Origin of the sequence: Streptococcus pseudopneumoniae (assembly GCF_001073085.1) — a bacterium.
Lineage (GTDB): Bacteria > Bacillota > Bacilli > Lactobacillales > Streptococcaceae > Streptococcus > Streptococcus pseudopneumoniae_M.
On the sequence record NZ_JVFV01000044.1, the window covers coordinates 118938 to 145837 of the forward strand.

A 26900-nucleotide genomic window follows, 5' to 3' on the forward strand; every position below is an offset into this window, starting at 1 on the left:
ATACTAGATGTATCAAATGGAGGAAGAAAAAAATGAAACATAAAGTAATTATCGCAATGAGTTTAGTAGCAGCAGGAGTCATGACTTATCTCATGTTTTCAGGATTGGATGAAGGCTTCTATCATTTTCCTTGGGAGTTGTTTGCAGGATTTGGAATCATGTCTTGGTTGATCCGAGAAGGTTTGAAATTAGTCTCAGATGTGAAAAAGGAGTTTGAAAAATGAAAAAAGCGATTCTCTATCTTTTTATTGGACTATCACTAGTGGTATGGTTGGTAGAAATGTTTACAGGTTGGTTTGATCAAGCCTTCCTTCACCAATTCATCCGTGGTGCCTGGGGATTAGGATTTATGATTTTTATCGCCTTTCCGATGGGAAAGGAGTGGCTGAAAGGAGAATATCATGAACATGATTAAGGTAGAAAGCCTAAATAAAAGCATCAAGAGCAAGGCTATATTGAAGGATATTTCCTTTGAAGTAGCAGAAGGCGAATGCGTCGCCTTGATTGGGCCCAATGGTGCTGGGAAGACCACACTCTTGGACTGTTTGCTAGGAGATAAACTGGTCACAAGCGGTCAAGTATCCATCCAAGGCTTGCCAGTGACGAGTTCTCAGTTAGACTATATTAGATCCTACCTCCCTCAAGAAAATGTTATCGTTCAGAAATTAAAGGTCAAAGAGTTGATTGCTTTCTTTCAAAGTATTTATCCAAATCCCTTGAGCAACCAGGAAGTCGATCAATTATTGCAGTTTGACCAGCAACAAAAAGAGCAATTGGCAGAAAAATTGTCAGGTGGGCAAAAGCGTCTCTTCTCTTTTGTCTTGACCTTGATTGGGCGACCAAAGCTAGTCTTTTTAGATGAGCCGACTGCTGCCATGGATACTTCAACCCGTCAACGCTTTTGGGAAATTGTTCAGGAGCTAAAAGCTAAGGGAGTTACCATTCTCTATTCGTCCCATTATATCGAAGAGGTAGAGCATACAGCGGACCGAATCTTGGTCTTGAATAAGGGAGAGTTGATTCGCGATACAACACCTCTAGCCATGCGCAGTGAGGAGATTGAAAAGCACTTCATCCTACCTCTGGCTTACAAGAAAGTCATTGAGCAGTCTAACTTGGTTGAAAACTGGTCACAAAAACAGGATGCTCTACAAGTAGTCACACGCGAAGCGGATGATTTCTGGGAACTATTAGTCCGAGCAGGATGCAGGATTCAAGAAATTGAAGTCAATAATCGTAGCTTGCTGGATACAATCTTTGAAGAAACACAAAAAGGAGATGACTAAGATGAAACGATGGATCGCACTAAACAAGATAGAATTTCTATTGACCAAACGACAATTAGTCTATTATCTATTATCCGTAGGGATGCCGACGGCCTTCTATTTATTCTTTTCAGGTATGTACCAGGACACACCCGGTGGACCGGCTAATTTTATGCGCGACTACCTCATCTCCATGACGGCTTTTTCCATGATGTCGACAGCTATGTTTTCATTCCCAGCTGTCTTACATACAGATAAAATCAACAACTGGCAGAAAACATTACGCCATACCCCGGTAAATATGGTAGAATATTATCTATCAAAGATAACAAGTATGATGGTTGATTATTTGGTTTCAATCCTGGTTGTTTTCTCAGTTGGGCACTTGGTCAGAGGTGTGGATATGCCTCTAGGAAGCTGGATTGGGGCTGCGCTCTTGCTGATTGCGGGAAGTATAGCCTTTGTAGCGCTTGGCTTGATCCTGACACTCTTACCGTCTAGTCAACTGATGTCTGTCGTGGGCAATCTCCTCTATCTAGGATTGGCTGTTTTAGGCGGACTCTGGATGCCCATCTCTTTATTTCCAGACTGGATGCAAGCAATCGGTAAGTGCCTGCCAACTTATCAGTTGATGGAGTTGCTCAAGACCTTCTTAAACGAGGATGGCATCAATTTATCAGCCACAGTTTATCTACTTGTTTTTTCAGCAGTTTTATTTGGTTTGACTATTTACCTTCAAGGTCATAAGGAGAATGCTTAATGCTTGAAAGACTGAAAAGCATACACTATATGTTTTGGGCCAGTTTGATTTTTATGGTTTTTCCTATCCTCTCTGCAGTAGTTGGGGAGATTCCTAGCTGGCATTTACTAGTTGATATTCTATTTGTGGTGGCTTACTTAGGCGTTTTGACAACCAAGAGCCAGCGATTATCCTGGCTCTTTTGGATTATCATGCTAGCCTATGTAGCTGGAAATACCGTCTTCATTTATGGCAACTATGTCTGGTTCTTCTTTTTCCTTGCCAATCTTTTGATTTATCATTTTAGAGTGCGTAGCCTACGTTCTCTTCATGTCTGGACTTTTCTTCTTGCTCAAGTTCTTGTTGTTGGACAACTCATGATGTTTCAGTCAGTCGAAACTGAGTTCGTAGCCTTTGAGCTTGGAATTCTTACTTTTGTCGATTTGATGACTTTTGGTTTGGTTCGGATTCGCATTGTCGAGGATTTGAAAGAAGCTCAGGCTAAGCAAAATGCCCAGATAAATCTATTGCTTGCTGAAAATGAACGTAGTCGTATCGGTCAGGATTTGCATGATAGCTTGGGACATACCTTTGCTATGCTGAGTGTCAAGACAGATTTAGCCTTGCAGTTGTTTCAGATGGAGGCTTATCCACAGGTGGAGAAGGAATTAAAAGAAATTCACCAGATAAGCAAGGATTCCATGAATGAAGTGCGAACCATTGTGGAAAATCTGAAATCACGGACCCTAGCATCAGAGCTCGAGACTGTCAAAAAGATGCTGGAAATTGCTGGGATTGAGGTTCAAGTTGAGAATCACTTGGACAAGGCTAGTTTGACCCAAGATGTGGAGTCGACAGCTGCTATGATTTTGTTAGAACTGGCGACCAATATCATCAAGCATGCCAGCGCTGAAAAAGCCTATCTAAAACTGGAACGTACAGATCAGGAATTGATCCTGACAGTTAGAGATGACGGGAAAGGATTTGCAACTGTAAAAGGGAATGAACTCCATACAGTCCGTGACCGTGCAGCAGCCTTCTCAGGTCAAGTAGAGCTGGTCAGTTTGAAAGATCCCACAGAGGTGCGCGTGCATCTGCCTTATAAGGAGAGAAAGTAGATGAAAGTATTAGTCGCAGAAGATCAAAGTATGCTTAGAGATGCCATGTGTCAGCTCTTAAGTTTTCAGCCAGATGTGGAGACTGTCTTGCAGGCAAAAAATGGAGCCGAAGCTATCGAGATTTTGGAGAAAGAAGCAGTAGATATTGCCATCCTTGACGTCGAAATGCCAGTCAAGACGGGACTAGAAGCTCTCGAGTGGATCAAACAAGAAGTGCCTGAAACCAAGGTGGTTATCGTTACGACCTTTAAACGTCCAGGCTATTTTGAACGAGCGGTCAAAGCAGGAGTCGACGCCTATGTCTTGAAAGAGCGAAGCATCGCCGAACTCATGCAAACCCTGCATACGGTGTTAGAGGGACGCAAGGAATATTCTCCAGAGCTGATGGAAGTCATGATGACCCATCCCAATCCCTTGACCGAGCAAGAAGTCGCTGTCCTACATGGAGTTGCCCAAGGTCTCTCCAACCAAGAAATTGCGGATAAGCTCTACCTCTCAAACGGCACCGTCCGTAATTACATGACCAATATCCTCTCTAAACTCAATGCCAGCAATCGAACCGAAGCAGCCAAAACTGCCGAAGAAGAAGGTTGGTTGTGAGGGGGAGGAAGAAAGAAAAAATCTCTTAGAAATGAACCTAAGAGATTTTTGGTGTTATGTGACTATTAGTCTGTCTCGCTCCGTGAGGTGCGCATCGAAGGTTATACCAAAAAACTCCAAACGCGATACAATAAAGGTGTTCAAGCCAATTGTAAAGCGAAAGGAGAAAACCATGGCACAAAAGTCTCATAGTTTATCACACACAAAGTGGCACTGTTCTATCACATTGTGTTCACCCCTAAGTATAGACGAAAAGTGACCTATAGTCAATATCGAAGTAGTTTGGGAGAAATATTCCACCAAGGATAAGTGTTTCAAGTTTCATGGGTTATTTAAAAGGTAAAAGTGCACTCATGATGTTTGACAAACACGCTAATCTCAAGTACAAGTTTGGGAATCGGCATTTCTGGGAAGAAGGTTATTATATGAGTACAGTAGGTCTCAATGAAGCCACAATCAAGAAATATATTCAAGATTAAAGAAATTATCCAGTGAATGATTTCTTTACGAGTATAAAAAATTGAGAACGAGTAAAGCATGATATAGCACTAGATAAATTGAGTGTAAAAGAATATGAGGATCCCTTTAGGGATAGTGGTAAGTAATACTCACGCCTCTTTAAGAGGCAAGTGACGAGTCAAGAGCAATGATGCTTGAACAAGGTGAGAGAGTCTGGGACAAAAGTCTAACCTTAAATATAAAAAGCGAACAAAACAAGTTATCTGACACTCAGAATACTGTCTTGTTCGCTTTTTTGTCTAATCTATCGATTTTAAAAATTTATAATAAAGAATTCCTAAAATCAAAATCTTTTTGTCCCAGACTCTGGTAACTTGGGCTTATAGCGTTCTGGTGCAAACCAGCCGTTAGATGGGGGTGATTGAATTGTTATCTTGAACGGTATACGTTAAAACGCCGTATGCCGAACGACACATACGGTGGTGTGAGAGGGGCTAGAAATCAGCCCTTATTCGAAAGGTAGTATAGAAGTTTAATCCTTCTCTAACTGTAAGAGAGTTTCAATCTCTGCCAGTGTGCTTGCTTGTGAAATAGCTCCACGAAGTTTAGCTGCACCAGATGTACCACGGAGATAGTGAGGGGCGAGGCCACGGAATTCACGAATCGCAACCTTTTCTCCCTTGAGATCAATCAAGCGTTTTAAGTGCTCATAGGCAATTTTCATCTTGTCTTCAAAGGTTAAATCAGGTAGGATTTCTCCAGTTTCAAAGTAATGATTGATTTGATTGAAGAGGTAAGGATTTCCCATAGCGGCACGCCCAATCATAACGGCGTCGGCACCGACTTCCTCGATGCGTTGTTTAGCTTCTTGAACCGTACGGATGTCTCCGTTAGCGATAAATGGAATCTTGGTCAGAGCTTGTGCAACCTTATGAAGAGTCTCAAGGTCTGCGTGACCTGTGTACATTTGCTCACGTGTACGGCCGTGCATGGCAAGGGCAGAAACACCTGCAGCCTCAGCAGCTAGAGCATTCTCAACTGCCAGGGATGGGTCAGACCAGCCTGTACGCATTTTGACAGTGAGAGGGATATCAAGGACTGATTGAACTTTGTTAATGATAGAGTAAATCTTATCTGGGTCCTTGAGCCACATAGCCCCAGCTTCGTTTTTCACGATTTTATTAACTGGGCAACCCATGTTGATATCGACGATATCGGTCTTGGTGTTTTCTTGAATGAATTCTGCTGCGCGTGCAAGGCTATCTTCATCGCTACCAAAAAGTTGGATAGAGACTGGGTTTTCGCCTTCATCGATATGAAGCATGTGAAGAGTTTTTTCGTTGTTGTATTGGATTCCCTTGTCAGAGACCATTTCCATGACAACGAGTCCAGCTCCAAGCTCTTTTGCAATGGTACGGAAGGCAGAGTTGGTTACTCCCGCCATGGGTGCTAAAACAGTCCGATTGGGAATCTCAACATTGCCAATCATAAAAGGTGTATTAAGATTTGTCACGAATGAGTTCCTCCAGGTCGTTTTCATCAAAGTTGTAAGTAGTTTGGCAGAATTGACAAGTGATTTCTGCCCCGTGGTCTTCCTCTTTCATTTCCTGTAAGTCTGAGCTTGGAAGGCTAGCAAGAGCCTTCATAAAACGTTCTTTGCTACAGTCGCATTGGAAACGGATTTCTTCTTCAGACAAACGTTTGTATGGTTCGTCGCCGTAGATAGCCTTGAGAAGTGCTTCGATATGGTCGTCGCTTTCGAGAAGAGTAGAAATAGCTGGCATTTCTTGGATGCGTTTTTCAAAACGAGCAATTTCTTCTTCCTTGGCTCCTGGCAAAACTTGAACAAGGAAGCCACCTGCGACTTTGACCTTGTCGTCTTCATCCAAAAGGACATTGAGACCAACTGCTGACGGCGTTTGTTGGCTTTCAGTCAGGTAAAAGGCAAGGTCTTCTCCGATTTCTCCAGAGATGAGGGGAGTCATAGAGTTGTAAGGATTTCCAGTACCATAGTCTGTGATAACGAGGAATTGACCGTTTCCGACAAAAGGCCCGACTAGGACTTCACCAGTTGCAGTCTTTTTGATGTCAACACCAGGGTTTTGAACGTAGCCTTTGACATTCCCCTTGGTATCAGCGACGGTGATAATGGCTCCGAGTGAGCTAGTTCCGAGGACTTTGACCGTAATTTTAGTATCTCCCTTTTCATTGGCGGCGAGAATCTGGCTAGCAATGAGGGTACGGCCGAGTGCCACAGTTGAGCTAGCTTGGGTTTGATGTTTTTCTTGAGCAGTGCGGACGGTTTCAGTGCTGTCTAGAACAAAAGCACGAAAAGATCCACTTTCTGATATTGTTTTTATAATTTTATCCATAGCTACTATTTTAGCATAAAAATGCCCAAAGGGGGAGTGGGGTGCCTACTATCGTTTTAAAGTGATTTATTTATATCAGTAAAATTATGAAGAAAGAACTAAAATAGGCTAAAATGTACTCTTTAAAAATGGTAAACAGTTGAAAATAAAGAGACTAAAGTGGTAAAATGGGAACAAGAAAAAATAGTAATTGTATATTTGCATAAAATTATTGAAAATTCACAAAAAGAAGTTAATTATGGATAAAAAGAAACCAATCTATGTTTTTTTAGGACAAACTGTCCTGTATTTTATTGTTCTACTTGGTTTGCTTTACTTTTTTAGTTACCTAGGACAAAGTCAGGGAAGCTTTATTTACAATGAATTTTAGTTTAAAGGAGAAGAATCATCGTGTCTAATAAGCCGATAAAAGATATGATTGAAGCGATTGAATATTTCGCCCAAACTCAACCTACCTTTCCAGTATATAATGTCTTAGGGCAAGAGCACACTTATGGTGATTTGAAGGCTGATTCAGATAGCTTGGCTGCGTCCATCGATCAATTAGATTTACCTGAGAAATCTCCAGTAGTCGTTTTTGGTGGTCAGGAGTATGAAATGTTGGCTACCTTTGTAGCTCTGACTAAGTCAGGACATGCCTATATTCCAATCGATAGCCATTCGGCCTTGGAACGAGTTTCAGCTATATTGGAGGTTGCAGAACCAAGTTTGATCATTGCCATTTCAGAGTTTCCAATCGAAACTCCAGCTGCTCCAATCATGTCCTTGAAGCAGGTGCGTGAAGCTTATGCGGCTCAAAAAGCTTATGATTTGCAGCATCCGGTCAAGGGGGATGATAACTACTACATCATCTTTACATCAGGGACAACTGGAAAACCAAAAGGGGTGCAAATTTCGCATGATAATTTGCTCAGCTTTACCAACTGGATGATTACGGACAAGGAATTTGCAACGCCAGAGCGTCCACAAATGTTGGCGCAACCACCCTATTCCTTTGACTTGTCTGTCATGTATTGGGCACCGACCTTGGCTCTTGGAGGAACGCTTTTTGCCCTCCCATCAGCCCTTACTCAAGACTTTAAGCAACTCTTTGCGACCATCTTTTCACTTCCGATTGCTATCTGGACTTCAACGCCATCTTTTGCAGATATGGCCATGCTGTCTGAAGATTTCAATGCTGAAAAGATGCCAGGGATTACCCATTTCTACTTTGATGGAGAAGAGTTGACAGTTAAAACTGCTCAAAAATTGCGCGAGCGTTTTCCAAATGCGCGTATCATCAATGCTTACGGTCCAACGGAAGCGACGGTGGCTTTGTCAGCAGTTGCTGTTACAGATGAGATGTTGGCAACCTTGAAACGTTTGCCAATCGGTTACACCAAACCTGATTCACCAACCTTTATCGTTGATGAAGAAGGCAATAAATTACCAAATGGGGAACAAGGGGAAATCATCGTATCTGGACCTGCTGTTTCAAAAGGCTATATGAATAATCCTGAAAAAACAGCTGAAGCTTTCTTCGAATTTGAAGGTTTGCCAGCCTACCACACTGGAGATGTTGGAACTATGACAGATGAAGGTCTTCTTCTCTATGGTGGACGGATGGACTTCCAGATCAAGTTTAATGGCTATCGTATTGAACTAGAGGATGTCTCTCAAAACTTGAACAAATCCAAGTACGTTGAATCTGCTGTTGCAGTTCCACGTTACAACAAGGATCACAAGGTCCAAAATCTCTTGGCCTATGTTATCTTAAAAGATGGCATCAAAGAACAATTTGAGCGCGAAATTGATATCACGAAAGCTATCAAGGAAGACTTGGAAGATATTATGATGTCTTACATGATGCCATCTAAGTTTCTTTACAGAGAGGAATTGCCACTGACTCCAAATGGTAAGATTGACATCAAAGGATTGATTAACGAGGTGAATAATAGATGATGGATTTCCTGAAACAGCTGCCTCATATTGAGCCGTATGGGAATCCGCAGTACTTTTTGTACGTGATTACTGCTACCTTGCCAATCTTTATCGGTCTTTTTTTCAAAAAACGCTTTGCTTGGTATGAAATATTGGTTAGTCTCTTCTTTATCGTTACCATGTTGACGGGTGGCAAGACCAATCAATTGGCTGCCTTAGGGATATATCTAATCTGGCAAATCTTGTTGGTTCTTTTTTACAAGCAGTATCGAAAAGTTCGAGATGGCAAATGGATTTTCTACCTAGTAAGTTTATTATCATTGCTTCCCATCGTCTTTGTCAAGGTGCAGCCGGCTATCAATGGAACGGAGTCTTTGTTCGGGTTCTTGGGAATTTCTTATTTGACATTTCGTTCGGTGGGAATCATCATCGAACTTAGAGATGGAGTCATTAAGGATTTGAAGATGTGGGAGTATTTGCGTTTTCTTCTCTTTATGCCGACATTTTCAAGTGGTCCTATTGATCGTTTCAAACGTTTTAATGAAAATTATCAGACGATACCAGAGCGCGATGAGTTGATGGATATGCTAGCCGAGTCCGTTCGGTATATTATGTGGGGATTTCTGTATAAATTTATCCTAGCTCATATTTTAGGTGAGATTTTATTACCACCGCTAAAGAATTTAGCTTTACAAACAGGTGGCGTCTTTAACTATTATGTAGTGGCCATCATGTACACATTTGGTTTGGAGCTCTTCTTTGACTTTGCAGGTTACTCTATGTTTGCTATAGCTATTTCAAATCTGATGGGGATTCGTAGTCCGATCAACTTCAACAAACCTTTCTTGTCAAGAGATTTGAAAGAGTTTTGGAATCGCTGGCACATGAGTTTATCCTTCTGGTTTCGTGACTTTGTCTTTATGCGCATGGTCATGGTGATGACGAGAAAGAAGCTTTTTAAGAATCGAAATGTGACTTCAAGTGTCGCCTATATCCTGAACATGCTCCTTATGGGTTTCTGGCATGGGATAACTTGGTTTTACATCGCCTATGGACTCTTTCATGGGCTAGGTTTAGTGATTAATGATGCCTGGGTTCGAAAGAAAAAAACACTCAATAAAGAACGTAAGAAAGCAGGGCAAGCTCCCTTGCCTGAGAATCGCTGGGTTCAGTTGCTTGGCATGGTTATAACCTTCCATGTCGTGATGATTTCATTCTTAATCTTCTCTGGATTTTTGAATGATTTATGGTTTAAAAAATAAAAGGAGTTAAAAAATGGATATCAAATCAGAAGTTATTGAAATTATTGATGAATTGTTTATGGAAGATGTTTCTGACATGATGGATGAGGATCTTTTTGATGCGGGTGTCTTGGACAGTATGGGAACAGTTGAATTGATCGTGGAAATCGAAAATCGCTTTGATATTCGTGTCCCAGTTACAGAATTTGGTCGTGATGACTGGAATACAGCTAATAAAATCGTAGCAGGGATTACGGAGTTAAAGAATGCTTAAACGCCTGTGGTTAATCTTCGGGCCTATCTTTGTAGCGGGATTATTGGTTTTTCTTCTTATCTGTTTCTATCCAAGTAGCCCAAGTCATAATCTCATGGAGGAAAAATACTCTGCAGCTTCTGTTAGTACAGAGAGCTTTAAGGAGAGAAGCCAAAAAGTGAGAGCTCTAACAGACCCTAATATGCGTTTTGTCCCTTTCTTTGGGTCGAGTGAATGGATTCGTTTTGATAGTATGCATCCGGCAGTACTAGCTGAAAAATATGACCGTTCTTATCGACCTTACTTTATGGGACAGGCAGGAGCAGCCACCCTCAGCCAGTATTTTGGGATACAACAAATCACATCCGAGCTTGAAAATAAGCAAGCGGTATTTGTAATCTCTCCACAGTGGTTTACAAAAGAGGATCATGACTCGACTATTTTTCAAACTTATTTTAACAATGATCAATTGACTGCCTTCTTGGAAAATCAATCTGGGGATGCAGCCTCTCAATATGCGGCCAATAGACTCTTAAAGCAAAATCCGAGAGTTCCGATGAAGAGCATCGTTGAGAAACTAGCCAAAGGAGAAAAATTATCAGAGTTCGACCAAAGTATGATTAATATTTCGTCGCAATTAAATGAGAAACAGTCAGCTATTTTTGGACAATTCTCGATTCGAGGTCGATTAAAGTATAAAGATCATGTTGAGAAATATTTGAGCAGTCTCCCGGAACAATTTTCTTATGAAGAATTGGAAAATATTGCGCGTAAGGATGCAGAAGAAAACACGACCAATAATGATTTGGGAATGGAGAACCACTTTTATAATACTCAACTAAAGAAGGATTTGAAAAAGTGGGAAGGGTATCAAAAAAATTACAACTTCCTCCAGTCAAGGGAATACAATGATTTGCAGTTAGTGCTCGATCAATTTGCCAAATCTAAGGTAAATGTACTCTTTGTCTTTCAACCTGTCAATAAAAAATGGATGGACTATACAGGTTTGAGTGAGGAAATGTATCAACACTCTGTCGAAAAAATTCGTTACCAGTTGGAGAGCCAAGGTTTCACCAATATTGCTGATTTTTCAAAAAACGGTGATGAACCTTATTTTGTCAAGGATACGATTCATATCGGTTGGTTAGGCTGGCTGGCGTTTGATAAGATTGTAAATCCTTTTTTGAGCAATCCAACAACAGCACCTAGTTACCAAATGAATGACCGCTTCTTTAGCCAAGATTGGGCGGATTACGATGGTAACATCAAAGATTTTCAATAAATAGCAACAGAGCCTGAACCTTGGTTTGGGCTCTTTGTAGTCGCTGAGTTTTTGTTGATGCCTAGTATAGTAGTCGAATAGTACTAAGTAAAAAAGGTATCGAGAAGATGAAAACATAAAAAATTGTTTTCATCTTTTTTCTTGACTCCTTACTTGGATGTGATATACTTAACTAGTAAAGGAATGGTGTGATACTCAATAAAAATCAAAGAGCAAACTAGGAAGCGAGACGCAGGCTGTACTTGAGTACGCCAAGACGAAGCTGACGTGGTTTGAATTTGATTTTTGAAGAGTATGAAAACCTTGTATTTATAGAAATTCCGTTCTGAGAAAGGAGCAAATCATGAGACAGTTAGCAAAAGATATCGATCAATTTTTAAACGAGATTATTTTAAAAGCTGAAAATCAGCATGAAATTTTGATTGGCCATTGCACGAGTGATGTGGCTTTGACGAATACCCAGGAGCATATTCTCATGCTTTTATCAGAGGAGTCGCTAACCAACTCTGAGTTGGCGCGTCGTCTCAATGTCAGTCAAGCTGCCGTTACCAAGGCTATCAAATCCTTGGTCAAGGAGGGGATGTTGGAGACATCTAAGGATCCCAAGGATGCGCGCGTTATCTTCTATCGATTGACAGACTTAGCAGGACCAATTGCTGAGGAACACCACCATCATCATGAGCACACCCTCTCGATTTATGAGCAGGTTGCCACTCAGTTCACACCAAACGAACAAAAAATTATCCAGCGGTTTTTAACTGCTTTAGTAGGAGAAATCAAGTAATGAGATACATCACAGTAGAGGATTTGTCCTTCTATTATGACAAGGAGCCTGTTCTTGAGCATATCAACTATAGTGTTGATAGTGGGGAATTTGTCACACTGACAGGAGAAAATGGAGCGGCAAAGACGACTCTTATCAAGGCCAGTCTTGGTATTCTGCGACCAAGATTTGGCAAAGTTACCATTTCAAAGACCAACACTCGTGGGACAAAACTAAGAATCGCCTACCTTCCTCAACAGATTGCAAGTTTTAATGCAGGTTTTCCAAGTACTGTTTATGAGTTTGTCAAATCAGGTCGCTACCCAAGAAAGGGCTGGTTCCGTCGTTTGAATGCCCATGATGAAGAACACATCAAGGCTAGTTTAAACTCAGTTGGCATGTGGGAACATCGGGATAAACGCATTGGTTCTCTCTCTGGTGGGCAAAAGCAAAGAGCGGTCATTGCACGTATGTTTGCTTCAGATCCGGATATCTTTATCTTGGATGAGCCGACAACAGGGATGGATGCGGGAACCAAGGATGAATTTTATGAGCTCATGCACCATAGTGCCCACCATCATGGCAAGGCTGTTTTGATGATTACTCACGATCCTGAAGAAGTTAAGGATTACGCAGATCGTAATATCCATCTTGTTCGTGACCAAGATTCGCCATGGCGTTGTTTCAATGTCCATGAAAATGATCAGGAGGTGGAACATGCTTAATCTATTTTCTTATGATTTTATGCAGCGAGCCTTTTTAGCGGTTATTGCCATGAGTCTCTTTTCACCAGTTCTGGGGACCTTCCTTATCTTGCGTCGCCAGAGTCTTATGAGTGATACACTGAGTCACGTCTCCCTTTCAGGGGTTGCCTTTGGCTTGGTTTTAGGGATCTCTCCAACTATCTCAACTATTGTCATTGTTTTGATTGCGGCGGTTTTCCTTGAGTATCTCCGCACGGTTTATAAAAGCTTTATGGAGATTGGGACAGCTATCCTCATGTCTACAGGACTTGCAGTATCGCTCATTGTCATGAGTAAGGGTAAGAGCTCTAGCTCGATGAGTCTGGATCAGTACCTTTTTGGTTCTATCGTGACCATTAGTCAAGAGCAGGTCATTGGGCTCTTTGTCATTGCAGCGGTTGTTTTAATCCTGACCTTCCTTTTTTTAAGACCCATGTACATCTTAACTTTTGACGAGGATACAGCTTTTGTAGATGGTTTACCTGTACGTACCATGTCTATCCTCTTTAACATGGTGACGGGTGTAGCTATTGCTCTTATGATTCCAGCTGCAGGGGCACTTTTGGTATCAACCATCATGGTTTTGCCAGCTAGTATTGCTTTGCGTTTAGGGAAGAACTTTAGTTCGGTGATGATTCTTGCTAGCGCCATTGGATTTCTGGGCATGGTTGCGGGACTCTATATTTCCTATTATGCAGAGACACCACCGAGTGCAAGTATCACCCTTATCTTTGTAGTTGTCTTTTTATTAGTCAGCTTACTCAAACGTTTTATCAAATAGGAGAAAAAAATGAAAAAACTAGGCCTACTTTTTGCAAGTCTTGTGACACTATTCTTAGTGGCTTGTTCCAATCAAAAACAGGCAGACGGGAAATTAAACATCGTTACAACTTTCTACCCTGTCTACGAATTTACCAAGCAAGTAGCAGGCGATACAGCCAATGTCGAGCTCTTGATTGGAGCAGGGACAGAACCACATGATTATGAACCATCTCCTAAGGCAGTCGCTAAAATCCAAGACGCCGACGCCTTTGTGTATGAGAACGAAAACATGGAAACTTGGGTTCCCAAATTGTTAGATTCCCTAGATGCGAAAAAAGTAAAAACAATCAAGGCGACTGGAGATATGTTGCTTCTTCCAGGAAGTGAAGAAGAGGAGGACCATGACCATGGTGAAGAAGGTCATCATCACGAGTATGATCCTCACGTCTGGTTGTCTCCTGCGCGTGCCATTAAGCTTGTAGAGCACATCCGTGACAGTTTATCAGCTGACTATCCTGATAAAAAAGCAACCTTTGAGCAAAATGCAGCTGCCTATATCGAGAAATTGCAAGCTCTGGACAAGGCCTATACTGAAGGACTTTCTAGTGCAAAACAAAAGAGTTTTGTGACGCAGCACGCTGCCTTTCGTTATCTAGCCTTAGACTATGGACTCAATCAAGTCTCTATCTCAGGACTTTCACCCGATGCGGAGCCGTCAGCAAGCCGCTTGGCAGAATTGACCGAATATATCAAGAAGAATAAGATCTCTTATATCTACTTTGAAGAAAATGCCTCACAAGCTCTAGCTAATACTCTTTCAAAAGAAACAGGAGTTAAGTTAGATGTTCTGAATCCTCTGGAAAGCTTGACCGAAGAGGATATGAAGGACGGCGAGAACTATATCTCTATCATGGAGAAAAATCTCAAGGCCCTCAAGCAAACAACTGACCAGGCAGGGGCAGAAATTGAACCGGAAAAAGCAGAGGAAACTAAAACAGTTCATAATGGCTACTTTGAGGATGCCGATGTTAAGGACCGTACCCTGAGTGATTATGCTGGTAACTGGCAGTCTGTCTATCCTTTCCTTGAGGATGGGACTCTTGACCAAGTCTTTGACTACAAGGCTAAATTGACTGGCAAGATGACCAAGGATGAGTATAAGGCCTACTATCAAAAGGGTTACCAAACAGATGTAAGCAAGATTAATATTACAGATAATACTATGGAATTCATCCAAGGTGGCCAAAGTAAGAAATATACTTACAAGTATGTCGGCAAGAAAATCTTGACTTATAAGAAAGGGAATCGTGGAGTACGCTTCCTCTTTGAAGCGACTGATGCAGACGCCGGGCAATTCAAGTATGTTCAGTTTAGCGACCATAATATTGCCCCAGTCAAGGCAGAGCATTTCCATATCTTCTTTGGAGGCACTAGCCAAGAAGCCCTCTTTGAAGAGATGGACAACTGGCCAACCTACTATCCATATGGCTTATCTGGTCAAGAAATCGCCCAAGAAATGTTGGCTCATTAAAGCGAAACAATCCTTCCCGATGGGGAGGATTTTTCTCGTTTTTTCATCTCTAAGCATCTGAATTGACATTGGCTGAGAAGGGAGTATAATATCTGTAACAAAAATAGTTACAACAAAGAGAGGTTTTCTATGGTTTACGAATATAATAGTCGCATTCATTTGGCGGAGGTGGCTTTAAATGTTAGAGATTTAGCAGGTCAGACTGCTTTTTATCACCAATTACTTGGTTTGGAGATTTTGAATCAATCGGAAAAAGAAGTTCTTCTAGGTGCTGGAGGAAAACCGCTAGTAAAACTGATCCAGACAGAGAATACAAGCAATTCTAAGCAGAGCTACGGTCTTTACCATATGGCTTTGCTTTTACCGACTCGAGAAGATTTAGCTAACGTTTTTAAACGCTTGTTAGATTTAAAGATCCCACTAGTTGGCGGGGCGGATCATGGTTATAGTGAGGCTATCTATTTGGAAGACTTAGAGGGCAATGGCATTGAGCTCTATAGAGACAAGCCTGTGGTAGAATGGGATATTCGTGAGGACGGGCGAATTATTGGTGTGACAGAAGAGCTGTCTGCCCAAGATATCTATGAACTGGGAAAAGAAATGGAACCTTTTGCCATTGCTAGTGGTACTCGTATGGGGCATGTTCATTTATCCGTTAAAAATAGTCGTAAATCTAGTGCATTCTATCAAGAGTCGCTCAATCTTGAGGATAAATTCACGATTCCACATGCCAGTTGGATCGCATCAGGTGACTATCATCATCATTTGGCTGTCAATGAATGGGGAGGTAAAAACTTAGCTCCTCGTGAGCAAGGAATGCCAGGTCTTGCCTACTATGTGGTTGAAGTTGAGAACAAGGAGTTTTTGGTCAATTTGTTTACGCAAGCACAGGATAGGCAAGGGCAACTTCAATGGATTTCCTCTTCTGAATTTTCCGTTACAGATAAAGACGGTATTGTTACGAGAGTGAGAGTGGAGAACTAGAAGTCTTTATCTTTAAGATAAGTGCTCCTTTTGACAAAGGTCTATATTAGAGATATAATGTAGAAAAATCGTTTAAGGATAAAGATATGACAAAATCAAAGTACATTACACGTCTCAAACGCTCGGAAGGTCAATTACGAGGTATTCAAAAAATGATGGAGGAAGAGCGTGATTGTGTCGATATCATTACTCAATTAACAGCAGTGCGATCCAGTGTTGATCGTATTATTGAACTGATGATAACGGAGAATTTAACAGCTTGTATTAACGACCCACTAGAGGATCCTCAAGCACAGAAGGAACGTTTAGAAAAAGCTGTTCAATACTTGATTAAACGCAAGTAATAAAAAACAAACGTTTCTCCTAAATAGTGAACAAATGATTAAAAGAGCAGTTGGTTTTCTTGAAATTAGACCAATTGCTCTTTTTGAATTTTATTTATTCAACATCACCAGGCCAAGCATTCATGCCACCTTCTACATTGGTAACGGTGAGACCTTGGGCACTGAGAAATTGACAGGCAGAGGCGGAGCGCACTCCACCTTGACAAATGACATGGTATTCATGGTCCGGTTTGAGTTCTTTGTAGCCTTGCTCCAAGGTACTTAACGGAAGATTTTTTGCACCTGGTGCATGTCCTGCTTGGAATTCATGTACTTCACGGACATCGATAAGATTTAGATTTTCATTTTGATATTTTTCATAAAAGTCAGCCATGCTGATATTAGTTACCATATTCTACTCCTTCTGGGTTAGCCATTTTGTATAGTGAATAAGCGCCGTCAAGGTTTTGGACGGTAAATCCTGCTTGCTTGAGGATACGCTCTGCGATATAGCTACGTAAACCGCTGTGGCAGCTAACGATGTAGGCTTGGTTCTTGTCCAGTTCGTCCAAGCGTTCCCGTAGTTCGTTTAGGGGGATATGAATGGTATCGACTTTGAGTCGACCACTCTGAAATTCGCCACTTGTCCGTACATCAAGGAATTTCTTGCCCTTAGCTAGTTCGTCTTCGAGCTGGTACCATTGAATATTGTCGCTGAGACCTTCGATAAGGTTCAAGGCTGCGTAGCCCAGCATATTGACGGGATCCTTGGCAGAGCCAAATGGTGGCGCATAGGTGAACTCTAACTCTGGTAAGTCAAATACGGTGAGATTTCCCTTGATAGCAGTTGCTAGGATATCGATGCGCTTGTCAACACCTTTCTTCCCAACTCCTTGTGCACCATAGATTTTTCCAGTGGTTGGGTCAAAGAGGAGTTTCAAGGTCATATCAGTAGCGCCTGGATAATAACCAGCGTGATCTTTTCCACTGACATGAAGTGCCTTGTAAGGGAGTTGATTCATGCGAAGGATACGTTCGCTGAGACCAGTCGAAGCGGCTGTCATATCAAAGGCACGAACGATAGCAGTGCCGATGCTGCCCTTGTTTGTACGACCGAGTCCTGCGATGACGTCCGCCACTTGGCGGCCCTGGCGATTGGCAGGAGAAGCGAGAGAGATGAGAGCATCTTGGCTTGTAATCTCTTGCTTGACGACGATGGCATCCCCAACTGAAAAAATATCTTTTTGACTGGTTTCGTAGTGTTCGTCGACTAAGATACCGCCACGAAGTCCCAGTTCAATTCCCGCAGCTTTGGCCAGACCGTTTTCAGGTTCAACACCGACAGAAAGGATGGTGAGGTCAGAAGTGATTTTTTGACCATTTTCAATAACGATGACTTTTCCTTGGTCTTCAAATCGAGTCGCAGACTGGGAAGTGATGACACGGACACCGTTTGCCAGTAATTCTGCTTGGACAAAGGCTGCCATTTCTTGATCTAATGGTGGCAAGACATGAGGTGCTTTCTCCACGATGGTAACTTGCAATCCCCGTTTCGCCAGATTTTCAGCCATTTCAAGCCCGATAAAGCCTGCACCGATAACGACAGCTTCTTTTGGATGATTGTCCAAGGCCGCCATAATTTCATCGAGATCGGGAACATTGCGTAGCGTGAAGGTATTTTTAGCTTCTGCTAAGCCTTCAATGGTAGGAACAAATGGTTTAGCTCCTGGAGAGAGGATCAGTTTGTCATAGCTTTCTGTGAATTCTTGTCCATCATGGCGAACAGTCACAGTGTGTTCTTCTGGTGAAATCTGGATGACCTCGTGAAACGGTCGCACATCAAGATTAAAGCGTGCCCTGAGACTTTCAGGAGTTTGGACCAATAAACTATCACGGTTTGCAATTTCTCCTGAAACATAGTAAGGTAGCCCACAGTTTGCAAAGGAAACAAAGGGACCTTTCTCAAAAATAATGATCTCAGCGTCCTCCATGAGACGTCTGATACGGGTTGCTGCTGACATACCGCCTGCAACTCCTCCAACAATGATAACTTTCATTGACTTTCTCCTTTATGCTTCTAGATGACCTTACCTGTCCAAGCGCTCATACCGCCTCGAACATTGACGACATCGTAACCTTTTTTCTTTAGCTTTTTAGCGGCTAGTTTGCTTCGTACACCAGAATGACAAATGACATAAAGTGTTTCTTTTGTTGCAGGTGTGTAAGAACCGATTTCTGTTAAAGGAACATTCTTGGCGTTTTTGATATGACCTCTACGGAATTCCGTAGGCGTCCGAACATCCAGTAGTTGAATCGGTTCCTTGAGTTTAACTTCTAACTCGCTGGTAGAAATACTGTCAATTTTTGTAAATAAGTGAAACATAGGCACCTCCAAATATACCCTTATGGGGTATATTAAATCATGAAGTCAAGCTTTTGTCAAGCAAATTGAATTGATTAGTATTGTATCTTTTTCAGTAAGTCGTTTGATTCTTTTTCGGTATACAAGATGCCAACTTACAAACTAAAGAGAGAATTTTTTTGTTGGTCGGTTGGTTAATGAATGGAACCAGTCCTATTTATTCAACAACTAGTTTTCTAGAACATTACCTTTTCTGAAAACAGGCCCCATCAATATTACAAGCAAAAAAATCGTTCAAAACCTTGAAAAATCTAGCTAAATAGGGTATAATATAAATAATCATTTGTCGTAGGTTTTGTCTGAAATATTGTCCGGACAAGGCTCACAGCAGTTAAATCTCCTGAAAAAGTCGGATTTAGCTGCTCTTTTTGTGCTTTTTTTCAGTTTTTTCGACCTTTGTAACAAAGATTTAAAGATTCTGAAAATTACCCAAAGAGGATAAGTTGATAGGGGTTTTAGAACCATCTAACGATAATTATTAGCTTAGGCGACTAAGCTTGGAACTTTATTTACAAAGGAGAATCATCTTGGCAGGACATGACGTTCAATACGGGAAACATCGTACCCGTCGTAGTTTTTCAAGAATTAAAGAAGTTCTTGACTTACCAAATTTGATTGAAATTCAAACTGATTCATTCAAAGATTTCCTAGACCATGGTCTGAAGGAAGTGTTTGAAGATGTATTGCCAATTTCAAACTTTACTGACACTATGGAGTTAGAGTTTGTTGGCTACGAAATCAAAGAACCAAAATACACGCTTGAAGAAGCTCGTATCCATGATGCAAGTTATTCAGCCCCAATCTTTGTAACTTTCCGCTTGATTAACAAAGAAACTGGCGAAATCAAAACTCAAGAAGTTTTCTTTGGTGATTTCCCAATCATGACTGAGATGGGTACTTTCATCATCAACGGTGGTGAACGTATCATCGTATCACAGTTGGTGCGCTCACCAGGTGTTTACTTTAATGACAAGGTAGACAAAAACGGTAAAGTCGGCTACGGTTCAACTGTTATCCCTAACCGTGGAGCTTGGTTGGAACTTGAAAGCGACTCAAAAGATATTGCCTATACTCGTATCGACCGTACGCGTAAAATTCCATTTACAACATTGGTTCGTGCGCTTGGTTTCTCAGGCGATGACGAAATCTTTGATATCTTTGGTGACAGCGAATTGGTTCGCAATACCGTAGAAAAAGATATCCATAAAAATCCAATGGACTCTCGTACAGACGAGGCTTTGAAAGAAATTTATGAACGCCTTCGTCCAGGTGAACCCAAAACTGCTGAGAGTTCACGTACCTTGCTTGTAGCTCGTTTCTTCGACCCACGCCGTTATGACTTGGCTGCTGTAGGACGCTACAAGATTAACAAGAAATTAAATATTAAAACTCGTTTGCTCAACCAAACAATCGCTGAATCACTGGTAGATCCAGAAACAGGCGAAATCTTGGTTGAAAAAGGTACAGTCATGACTCGCGATGTTATTGAAAGCATCGAAGGTCACTTGGATGGTGATTTGAACAAGATTGTCTACACTCCAAATGACTCAGCAGTATTGACAGAACCAGTCGTACTCCAAAAATTCAAGGTTGTAGCACCAACTGATCCAGACCGTGTTGTAACAATCATCGGTAATGCAAATCCAGATGATAAAGTTCGTATTGTAACACCTGCAGATATCTTGGCTGAGATGAGTTACTTCCTCAACCTAGCAGAAGGTATTGGTCGTGTGGACGATATCGACCACCTCGGAAATCGTCGTATCCGTGCTGTTGGTGAATTGCTTGCCAACCAAGTGCGTCTTGGACTTTCACGTATGGAACGTAACGTTCGTGAACGTATGTCTGTTCAAGATAACGAAGTACTAACACCACAACAAATTATCAATATCCGTCCAGTAACTGCAGCAATCAAAGAATTCTTTGGTTCTTCTCAATTGTCACAGTTCATGGACCAACACAACCCGCTTTCTGAGTTGTCACACAAACGTCGTTTGTCTGCCTTAGGACCTGGTGGTTTGACACGTGACCGCGCTGGATATGAAGTGCGTGACGTGCACTACACTCACTATGGTCGTATGTGTCCGATTGAAACACCTGAAGGGCCAAACATCGGTTTGATCAACAACTTGTCTTCATACGGGCACCTCAACAAGTATGGTTTCATTCAAACACCATATCGTAAGGTTGACCGTGCAACTGGAAAAGTAACCAACGAAATCGTTTGGTTGACAGCCGATGAAGAAGATGAGTTCACAGTAGCGCAGGCTAACTCTAAATTGAACGCAGATGGCACTTTTGCTGAAAAAGTTGTCATGGGACGTCACCAAGGGGTTAACCAAGAATATCCAGCGTCAAGCGTTGATTACATGGATGTTTCTCCTAAGCAGGTAGTTGCCGTTGCGACAGCATGTATTCCTTTCTTGGAAAACGACGACTCCAACCGTGCCCTCATGGGTGCCAACATGCAACGTCAGGCTGTGCCATTGATTGATCCCAAAGCACCTTACGTGGGTACTGGTATGGAATACCAAGCAGCTCATGATTCAGGAGCTGCAGTTATTGCACAACATGGTGGTAAGGTTACCTATGCAGATGCTGACAAGGTAGAAGTTCGTCGTGAAGATGGCTCATTGGATGTTTACCACATTCAAAAATTCCGTCGTTCAAACTCAGGTACTGCCTACAACCAACGTACGCTTGTTAAAGTTGGTGATGTTGTAGAAAAAGGCGACTTTATCGCAGATGGACCTTCTATGGAAAATGGAGAAATGGCGCTTGGACAAAACCCAATCGTTGCCTACATGACATGGGAAGGTTACAACTTCGAGGATGCCGTTATCATGAGCGAACGCTTGGTGAAAGATGATGTCTATACATCTGTCCACCTTGAAGAATACGAATCAGAAACACGCGACACAAAGCTTGGGCCTGAAGAAATCACTCGTGAAATTCCAAACGTTGGTGAAGATGCCCTTAAAGACCTTGACGAAATGGGTATTATCCGTATCGGTGCTGAGGTTAAAGAAGGGGATATCCTTGTAGGTAAAGTAACACCTAAGGGTGAAAAAGACCTTTCAGCTGAAGAACGTCTCTTGCACGCTATTTTCGGAGACAAATCTCGTGAAGTTCGCGATACTTCACTTCGCGTACCCCACGGTGCCGATGGTGTTGTTCGTGATGTTAAGATCTTTACACGTGCAAACGGTGATGAATTGCAATCAGGTGTTAATATGCTGGTTCGTGTTTACATCGCTCAAAAACGTAAGATTAAGGTCGGAGACAAGATGGCCGGACGTCACGGAAACAAAGGGGTTGTCTCTCGTATCGTTCCTGTAGAAGATATGCCTTACCTTCCAGATGGAACTCCAGTCGATATCATGTTGAACCCACTTGGGGTGCCATCACGTATGAATATCGGTCAGGTTATGGAGCTTCACCTTGGTATGGCAGCTCGTACTCTTGGTATCCACATCGCAACACCAGTCTTTGACGGAGCAAGTTCAGAAGATCTTTGGTCAACTGTTAAGGAAGCAGGTATGGATAGCGATGCTAAGACCATCCTTTACGATGGACGTACTGGTGAACCATTTGATAACCGTGTGTCAGTTGGTGTCATGTACATGATCAAACTCCACCACATGGTTGATGATAAATTGCACGCTCGTTCAGTCGGACCATACTCAACAGTTACGCAACAACCACTCGGAGGTAAGGCTCAGTTTGGTGGACAACGTTTCGGTGAGATGGAGGTTTGGGCGCTTGAAGCTTATGGTGCATCAAATGTCCTTCAAGAAATCTTGACTTACAAGTCTGACGATATCAACGGACGTTTGAAAGCCTATGAAGCTATTACAAAAGGAAAACCAATTCCAAAACCAGGTGTTCCAGAATCCTTCCGAGTTCTTGTTAAAGAATTACAATCACTTGGTCTTGACATGCGTGTTCTTGACGAAGATGATCAAGAAGTTGAACTTCGTGATCTTGACGAGGGCATGGACGAAGATGTCATCCACGTAGATGACCTTGAAAAAGCACGTAAAAAAGCTGCTGAAGAAGCAAAAGCTGCTTTTGAAGCTGAAGAAGGTGCAAAAGCGGAAGCAACAGAAGAAGCTACTGAACAAGAATAAGTAGCTCACTTAGAATAGAAAGGGAAGAAATAGTGGTTGACGTAAATCGTTTTAAAAGTATGCAAATCACACTAGCTTCTCCAAGTAAAGTCCGTTCATGGTCTTATGGAGAAGTCAAAAAACCTGAAACAATCAATTACCGTACGTTGAAACCAGAACGTGAAGGACTATTTGACGAAGTCATCTTTGGTCCTACAAAAGACTGGGAATGTGCTTGTGGTAAGTACAAACGCATTCGTTACAGAGGGATTGTTTGTGACCGTTGTGGTGTTGAAGTAACGCGTACAAAAGTTCGTCGTGAACGTATGGGACACATCGAGTTGAAAGCTCCTGTATCTCATATCTGGTATTTCAAGGGGATTCCAAGCCGTATGGGCTTGACCCTTGATATGAGTCCTCGAGCACTTGAGGAAGTTATCTACTTTGCAGCTTATGTGGTGATCGATCCGAAGGATACACCACTTGAGCACAAATCAATCATGACAGAGCGTGAATACCGTGAGCGCTTGCGTGAATATGGCTATGGATCGTTCGTTGCTAAAATGGGTGCCGAAGCTATCCAAGACCTCTTGAAACAAGTAGATCTTGAAAAAGAAATTGCTGAACTCAAAGAAGAGTTAAAAACAGCTACTGGACAAAAACGTGTCAAAGCTATCCGTCGTTTGGATGTTTTGGATGCTTTTCACAAGTCTGGTAACAAGCCTGAATGGATGATTCTCAACATCCTTCCAGTTATTCCACCAGATCTTCGTCCAATGTTGCAGTTGGATGGTGGCCGTTTTGCTTCATCTGACTTGAACGACCTTTACCGTCGTGTTATCAACCGTAACAACCGTTTGGCTCGTTTGCTTGAGTTGAATGCACCTGGTATCATCGTTCAAAATGAGAAGCGTATGCTTCAAGAAGCGGTTGACGCTTTGATTGACAATGGTCGTCGTGGTCGTCCAATTACAGGACCAGGTAGCCGTCCACTTAAATCATTGAGCCACATGCTCAAAGGTAAACAAGGACGCTTCCGTCAAAACTTGCTCGGTAAACGTGTTGACTTCTCAGGACGTTCCGTTATCGCCGTTGGTCCAACTCTTAAGATGTACCAATGTGGTGTGCCACGTGAAATGGCGATCGAGCTCTTTAAACCATTTGTCATGCGTGAAATCGTAGCGCGTGATATCGTGCAAAACGTTAAAGCCGCTAAACGCTTGGTGGAACGTGGAGATGAGCGTATCTGGGATATCCTCGAAGAAGTTATCAAGGAACACCCAGTGCTTTTGAACCGCGCACCGACCCTTCACCGTTTGGGTATCCAAGCCTTTGAACCTGTCTTGATTGACGGTAAAGCCCTTCGCTTGCACCCGCTTGTCTGTGAAGCCTACAATGCCGACTTTGACGGTGACCAAATGGCCATCCACGTACCTCTTTCAGAAGAAGCCCAAGCAGAAGCTCGTATCTTGATGCTTGCTGCTGAGCACATCTTGAACCCGAAAGATGGTAAACCAGTTGTTACTCCATCTCAGGACATGGTTTTGGGTAACTACTACTTGACCATGGAAGAAGCTGGTCGTGAAGGTGAAGGAATGATCTTCAAAGACCGTGACGAAGCTGTTATGGCTTATCGCAATGGCTATGTTCACCTCCACTCACGTGTTGGTATCGCAACAGACAGTCTTAACAAACCATGGACAGAAGAGCAAAAACACAAAATCTTGCTTACAACTGTTGGTAAGATCCTCTTCAACGATATCATGCCAGAAGGCCTACCTTACTTGCAAGAACCAAATAATGCCAACTTGACAGAAGGCGTTCCAGCTAAATATTTCTTGCCATTAGGTGGAAATATCAAGGAAGCTATCGATGGACTTGAACTCAACCCGCCATTCAAGAAGAAAAACCTTGGAAATATCATCGCTGAAATCTTCAAACGTTTCCGTACGACAGAAACATCTGCCCTACTTGACCGTATGAAGAACCTCGGTTACCACCACTCAACTCTTGCAGGTTTGACAGTGGGTATTGCTGATATTCCAGTCGTTGAAGACAAGGCTGAAATCATCGAAGAATCACACAAACGTGTAGAACAAATCACAAAACAATTCCGTCGTGGTATGATCACAGATGACGAACGCTACAATGCTGTTACAGCTGAATGGCGTGCTGCCCGTGAAAAATTGGAGAAACGTTTGGTTGCCAACCAAGATCCTAAGAACCCTATCGTTATGATGATGGACTCTGGAGCCCGTGGTAACATCTCAAACTTCTCACAGCTTGCCGGTATGCGTGGTCTGATGGCTGCTCCGAACGGACGTATCATGGAATTGCCAATCCTTTCAAACTTCCGCGAAGGTTTGTCAGTACTCGAAATGTTCTTCTCAACACACGGTGCTCGTAAAGGTATGACCGATACGGCCCTTAAGACAGCCGACTCAGGTTACTTGACTCGTCGTTTGGTTGACGTTGCACAAGACGTTATCATTCGTGAGGATGACTGTGGAACTGACCGTGGTCTCTTGATCCGTTCTATTACTGAAGGTAAAGAGATGATTGAGTCTCTTGAAGAACGTCTCAATGGTCGTTACACTAAGAAAACTGTTAAACACCCAGAAACTGGTGCAGTTATCATTGGTCCAAATGAATTGATCACAGAAGACAAGGCGCGTGAAATCGTCAATGCTGGTGTTGAAGAAGTGACTATCCGCTCTGTATTTACATGTAACACTCGTCATGGTGTCTGCCGTCACTGTTATGGTATCAACTTGGCGACTGGTGATGCGGTTGAAGTTGGTGAAGCAGTTGGTACAATCGCTGCTCAATCTATCGGTGAACCTGGTACACAGCTTACAATGCGTACCTTCCACACGGGTGGGGTTGCCTCAAATACCGATATCACTCAGGGTCTTCCTCGTGTCCAAGAAATCTTTGAAGCCCGCAATCCTAAAGGGGAAGCGGTTATCACAGAGGTCAAAGGACAAGTTACTGCTATCGAAGAAGATGCTTCAACTCGTACTAAGAAAGTATTTGTTAAGGGTGAAACTGGAGAAGGCGAATACGTGGTACCATTTACAGCTCGTATGCGTGTTGAAGTTGGGGACCAAGTCTCTCGTGGTGCAGCATTGACAGAAGGTTCAATCCAACCAAAACGTCTCCTTGCTGTACGTGATGTCTTATCAGTTGAAACTTACCTCCTCGGTGAAGTACAAAAAGTTTACCGTAGCCAAGGGGTAGAAATCGGTGACAAACACATCGAGGTAATGGTTCGTCAAATGATCCGTAAAGTTCGTGTTATGGATCCAGGAGACACAGATCTTCTCATGGGAACGCTTATGGACATCAACGACTTTACAGATGCTAATAAGGATGTTCTCATCGCAGGTGGAGTGCCAGCAACTGGTCGTCCAGTCCTTATGGGAATTACCAAAGCCTCACTTGAAACAAATAGTTTCTTGTCAGCAGCTTCCTTCCAGGAAACAACTCGTGTCCTTACAGACGCAGCTATCCGTGGTAAGAAAGACCATCTCCTTGGTCTCAAGGAAAATGTTATTATCGGTAAAATCATCCCAGCTGGTACAGGTATGGCACGTTACCGTAACCTTGAACCACAAGCAGTCAACGAAGAGTCTTACCTAGCATCTTCACAAGAAGAAGCTCCAGTTGATACGACTGTAGAAAAAGTCGTTGAAACTGTTGAAGTAAGCGAATAAAATAATGCTTAAACAAAAAGAGGGTCTTCCCTCTTTTTTGTATTATGTGACTTTCAGTCCGTCTCGCTCCGTTAGGTGCGAGACAAAAGAACCACCCGCTATGCGGGTGCGCATCGAAGGTTATACCAAAAAACTCCAAACGCGATACAATTAAGGTGTTCAAGCCAATTGTAAAGCGAAAGGAGAAAAATATGGCTCAAAAAGCACATAGTTTATCACACACAAAATGGATGTGTTATATCACATTGTGTTCACCCCTAAGTATAGACGAAAAGTGATCTATAATCAATATCGAAGT

At 42.3% G+C, this 26900-nt stretch carries 24 protein-coding genes and 2 pseudogenes; 21 read left to right on the forward strand and 5 right to left on the reverse strand.

Annotated elements, in window-relative coordinates:
* Window positions 1–32 precede the first annotated feature (32 nt).
* From ADH90_RS10430 to tnpA, 7 genes and pseudogenes are all read left to right on the forward strand, one after another.
* Window positions 33–224, forward strand: a complete 192-nt coding sequence (locus tag ADH90_RS10430) for a hypothetical protein (protein WP_049531218.1) — start codon at window positions 33–35, stop codon at window positions 222–224.
* On the forward strand, window positions 221–415 hold the full coding sequence (locus tag ADH90_RS10435) for a hypothetical protein (protein WP_006146175.1): 195 nt from the start codon (window positions 221–223) through the stop codon (window positions 413–415). The genes ADH90_RS10430 and ADH90_RS10435 overlap by 4 nt, the downstream gene beginning before the upstream one ends.
* Window positions 402–1286 carry an ABC transporter ATP-binding protein gene (locus ADH90_RS10440; protein ID WP_049531219.1) on the forward strand — a complete coding sequence of 295 codons (885 nt, stop codon included), beginning with the start codon at window positions 402–404 and terminating at the stop codon, window positions 1284–1286. Before ADH90_RS10435 ends, ADH90_RS10440 begins: the two co-directional genes overlap by 14 nt.
* 1 nt (window position 1287) lies before the next feature.
* On the forward strand, window positions 1288–2025 hold the full coding sequence (locus ADH90_RS10445) for an ABC transporter permease (protein ID WP_049531220.1): 738 nt from the start codon (window positions 1288–1290) through the stop codon (window positions 2023–2025).
* Entirely contained in the window at window positions 2025–3122 is a 1098-nt protein-coding gene (locus tag ADH90_RS10450) for a sensor histidine kinase (protein ID WP_049531221.1), read from the forward strand. Before ADH90_RS10445 ends, ADH90_RS10450 begins: the two co-directional genes overlap by 1 nt.
* Entirely contained in the window at window positions 3123–3722 is a 600-nt protein-coding gene (locus ADH90_RS10455) for a response regulator transcription factor (protein ID WP_049531222.1), read from the forward strand.
* A 172-nt stretch (window positions 3723–3894) separates the two neighbouring features.
* Window positions 3895–4327: pseudogene (tnpA, locus tag ADH90_RS10460) on the forward strand (IS200/IS605 family transposase).
* A gap of 386 nt (window positions 4328–4713) precedes the next feature.
* On the opposite strand, the gene dusB reads toward tnpA, so the two are convergent.
* A complete protein-coding gene (gene dusB / locus ADH90_RS10470; protein ID WP_049531224.1) occupies window positions 4714–5694 on the reverse strand; it encodes a tRNA dihydrouridine synthase DusB in 981 nt (326 codons plus the stop codon).
* Window positions 5681–6553, reverse strand: coding sequence for an Hsp33 family molecular chaperone HslO (hslO, locus tag ADH90_RS10475; RefSeq protein ID WP_049531225.1), 873 nt, complete (start codon window positions 6551–6553; stop codon window positions 5681–5683). Before hslO ends, dusB begins: the two co-directional genes overlap by 14 nt.
* 238 nt (window positions 6554–6791) lie before the next feature.
* Between hslO and ADH90_RS10480 the strand changes: the two genes are divergently transcribed.
* From ADH90_RS10480 to ADH90_RS10530, 11 genes are all read left to right on the forward strand, one after another.
* Window positions 6792–6923 carry a teichoic acid D-Ala incorporation-associated protein DltX gene (locus ADH90_RS10480; RefSeq protein ID WP_000358457.1) on the forward strand — a complete coding sequence of 44 codons (132 nt, stop codon included), beginning with the start codon at window positions 6792–6794 and terminating at the stop codon, window positions 6921–6923.
* 20 nt (window positions 6924–6943) lie between these two features.
* A complete protein-coding gene (gene dltA / locus ADH90_RS10485; protein ID WP_049531226.1) occupies window positions 6944–8494 on the forward strand; it encodes a D-alanine--poly(phosphoribitol) ligase subunit DltA in 1551 nt (516 codons plus the stop codon).
* A complete protein-coding gene (gene dltB, locus ADH90_RS10490) occupies window positions 8491–9735 on the forward strand; it encodes a D-alanyl-lipoteichoic acid biosynthesis protein DltB (protein WP_049531227.1) in 1245 nt (414 codons plus the stop codon). Before dltA ends, dltB begins: the two co-directional genes overlap by 4 nt.
* Before the next feature lie 13 nt (window positions 9736–9748).
* The gene (gene dltC / locus ADH90_RS10495; RefSeq protein WP_000351968.1) at window positions 9749–9988 is read left to right on the forward strand and encodes a D-alanine--poly(phosphoribitol) ligase subunit DltC; all 240 of its coding nucleotides are present in this window, start codon (window positions 9749–9751) and stop codon (window positions 9986–9988) included.
* Window positions 9981–11249, forward strand: a complete 1269-nt coding sequence (dltD, locus tag ADH90_RS10500) for a D-alanyl-lipoteichoic acid biosynthesis protein DltD (RefSeq protein ID WP_049531228.1) — start codon at window positions 9981–9983, stop codon at window positions 11247–11249. The genes dltC and dltD overlap by 8 nt, the downstream gene beginning before the upstream one ends.
* Window positions 11250–11592: 343 nt before the next feature.
* Window positions 11593–12033: a zinc-dependent transcriptional regulator AdcR gene (gene adcR / locus ADH90_RS10505; protein ID WP_049531229.1), complete on the forward strand. Its 441-nt coding sequence runs from the start codon at window positions 11593–11595 to the stop codon at window positions 12031–12033.
* Window positions 12033–12737, forward strand: coding sequence for a metal ABC transporter ATP-binding protein (locus ADH90_RS10510; protein WP_049531230.1), 705 nt, complete (start codon window positions 12033–12035; stop codon window positions 12735–12737). The genes adcR and ADH90_RS10510 overlap by 1 nt, the downstream gene beginning before the upstream one ends.
* Entirely contained in the window at window positions 12730–13536 is an 807-nt protein-coding gene (locus ADH90_RS10515; protein ID WP_049504346.1) for a metal ABC transporter permease, read from the forward strand. The genes ADH90_RS10510 and ADH90_RS10515 overlap by 8 nt, the downstream gene beginning before the upstream one ends.
* A 9-nt stretch (window positions 13537–13545) precedes the next feature.
* Entirely contained in the window at window positions 13546–15048 is a 1503-nt protein-coding gene (locus ADH90_RS10520; protein WP_049531231.1) for a zinc ABC transporter substrate-binding protein AdcA, read from the forward strand.
* 129 nt (window positions 15049–15177) lie between these two features.
* A complete protein-coding gene (locus ADH90_RS10525) occupies window positions 15178–16032 on the forward strand; it encodes a VOC family protein (RefSeq protein WP_049531232.1) in 855 nt (284 codons plus the stop codon).
* Between the two features lie 86 nt (window positions 16033–16118).
* The gene (locus ADH90_RS10530; RefSeq protein ID WP_049531233.1) at window positions 16119–16376 is read left to right on the forward strand and encodes a metal-sensitive transcriptional regulator; all 258 of its coding nucleotides are present in this window, start codon (window positions 16119–16121) and stop codon (window positions 16374–16376) included.
* Between the two features lie 94 nt (window positions 16377–16470).
* Here ADH90_RS10530 and ADH90_RS10535 read toward each other — a convergent pair whose 3' ends face one another.
* Genes ADH90_RS10535 through ADH90_RS10545 form a run of 3 tightly spaced genes read right to left on the reverse strand, consistent with a single transcriptional unit; the run spans window position 16471 to window position 18738 of the window.
* Entirely contained in the window at window positions 16471–16767 is a 297-nt protein-coding gene (locus ADH90_RS10535) for a rhodanese-like domain-containing protein (protein WP_049531234.1), read from the reverse strand.
* Window positions 16757–18412 carry an FAD-dependent oxidoreductase gene (locus ADH90_RS10540; RefSeq protein ID WP_049531236.1) on the reverse strand — a complete coding sequence of 552 codons (1656 nt, stop codon included), beginning with the start codon at window positions 18410–18412 and terminating at the stop codon, window positions 16757–16759. Before ADH90_RS10540 ends, ADH90_RS10535 begins: the two co-directional genes overlap by 11 nt.
* 20 nt (window positions 18413–18432) lie before the next feature.
* On the reverse strand, window positions 18433–18738 hold the full coding sequence (locus ADH90_RS10545) for a rhodanese-like domain-containing protein (RefSeq protein WP_049531238.1): 306 nt from the start codon (window positions 18736–18738) through the stop codon (window positions 18433–18435).
* A 566-nt stretch (window positions 18739–19304) separates the two neighbouring features.
* Here ADH90_RS10545 and ADH90_RS10550 point away from each other — a divergent pair.
* The 3 genes and pseudogenes from ADH90_RS10550 to ADH90_RS11305 form a co-directional block, all read left to right on the forward strand.
* Window positions 19305–22907 carry a DNA-directed RNA polymerase subunit beta gene (locus tag ADH90_RS10550; protein WP_049531239.1) on the forward strand — a complete coding sequence of 1201 codons (3603 nt, stop codon included), beginning with the start codon at window positions 19305–19307 and terminating at the stop codon, window positions 22905–22907.
* Between the two features lie 32 nt (window positions 22908–22939).
* Window positions 22940–26602, forward strand: coding sequence for a DNA-directed RNA polymerase subunit beta' (rpoC, locus tag ADH90_RS10555; RefSeq protein WP_049531241.1), 3663 nt, complete (start codon window positions 22940–22942; stop codon window positions 26600–26602).
* A 191-nt stretch (window positions 26603–26793) separates the two neighbouring features.
* A pseudogene (locus tag ADH90_RS11305) lies at window positions 26794–26900 on the forward strand (transposase); the annotation flags it as partial.

What these genes read in the sequence shown, in the direction of transcription:
- ADH90_RS10430 (WP_049531218.1), top strand. Translation starts at nt 33, where the DNA reads ATGAAACATAAAGTAATTATCGCAATGAGTTTAGTAGCAGCAGGAGTC.
- ADH90_RS10435 (WP_006146175.1), top strand. Translation starts at nt 221, where the DNA reads ATGAAAAAAGCGATTCTCTATCTTTTTATTGGACTATCACTAGTGGTA.
- ADH90_RS10440 (WP_049531219.1), top strand. Translation starts at nt 402, where the DNA reads ATGAACATGATTAAGGTAGAAAGCCTAAATAAAAGCATCAAGAGCAAG.
- ADH90_RS10445 (WP_049531220.1), top strand. Translation starts at nt 1,288, where the DNA reads ATGAAACGATGGATCGCACTAAACAAGATAGAATTTCTATTGACCAAA.
- ADH90_RS10450 (WP_049531221.1), top strand. Translation starts at nt 2,025, where the DNA reads ATGCTTGAAAGACTGAAAAGCATACACTATATGTTTTGGGCCAGTTTG.
- ADH90_RS10455 (WP_049531222.1), top strand. Translation starts at nt 3,123, where the DNA reads ATGAAAGTATTAGTCGCAGAAGATCAAAGTATGCTTAGAGATGCCATG.
- hslO (WP_049531225.1), bottom strand. Translation starts at nt 6,553, where the DNA reads ATGGATAAAATTATAAAAACAATATCAGAAAGTGGATCTTTTCGTGCT.
- ADH90_RS10480 (WP_000358457.1), top strand. Translation starts at nt 6,792, where the DNA reads ATGGATAAAAAGAAACCAATCTATGTTTTTTTAGGACAAACTGTCCTG.
- dltB (WP_049531227.1), top strand. Translation starts at nt 8,491, where the DNA reads ATGATGGATTTCCTGAAACAGCTGCCTCATATTGAGCCGTATGGGAAT.
- dltC (WP_000351968.1), top strand. Translation starts at nt 9,749, where the DNA reads ATGGATATCAAATCAGAAGTTATTGAAATTATTGATGAATTGTTTATG.
- dltD (WP_049531228.1), top strand. Translation starts at nt 9,981, where the DNA reads ATGCTTAAACGCCTGTGGTTAATCTTCGGGCCTATCTTTGTAGCGGGA.
- adcR (WP_049531229.1), top strand. Translation starts at nt 11,593, where the DNA reads ATGAGACAGTTAGCAAAAGATATCGATCAATTTTTAAACGAGATTATT.
- ADH90_RS10510 (WP_049531230.1), top strand. Translation starts at nt 12,033, where the DNA reads ATGAGATACATCACAGTAGAGGATTTGTCCTTCTATTATGACAAGGAG.
- ADH90_RS10515 (WP_049504346.1), top strand. Translation starts at nt 12,730, where the DNA reads ATGCTTAATCTATTTTCTTATGATTTTATGCAGCGAGCCTTTTTAGCG.
- ADH90_RS10520 (WP_049531231.1), top strand. Translation starts at nt 13,546, where the DNA reads ATGAAAAAACTAGGCCTACTTTTTGCAAGTCTTGTGACACTATTCTTA.
- ADH90_RS10525 (WP_049531232.1), top strand. Translation starts at nt 15,178, where the DNA reads ATGGTTTACGAATATAATAGTCGCATTCATTTGGCGGAGGTGGCTTTA.
- ADH90_RS10530 (WP_049531233.1), top strand. Translation starts at nt 16,119, where the DNA reads ATGACAAAATCAAAGTACATTACACGTCTCAAACGCTCGGAAGGTCAA.
- ADH90_RS10535 (WP_049531234.1), bottom strand. Translation starts at nt 16,767, where the DNA reads ATGGTAACTAATATCAGCATGGCTGACTTTTATGAAAAATATCAAAAT.
- ADH90_RS10540 (WP_049531236.1), bottom strand. Translation starts at nt 18,412, where the DNA reads ATGAAAGTTATCATTGTTGGAGGAGTTGCAGGCGGTATGTCAGCAGCA.
- ADH90_RS10545 (WP_049531238.1), bottom strand. Translation starts at nt 18,738, where the DNA reads ATGTTTCACTTATTTACAAAAATTGACAGTATTTCTACCAGCGAGTTA.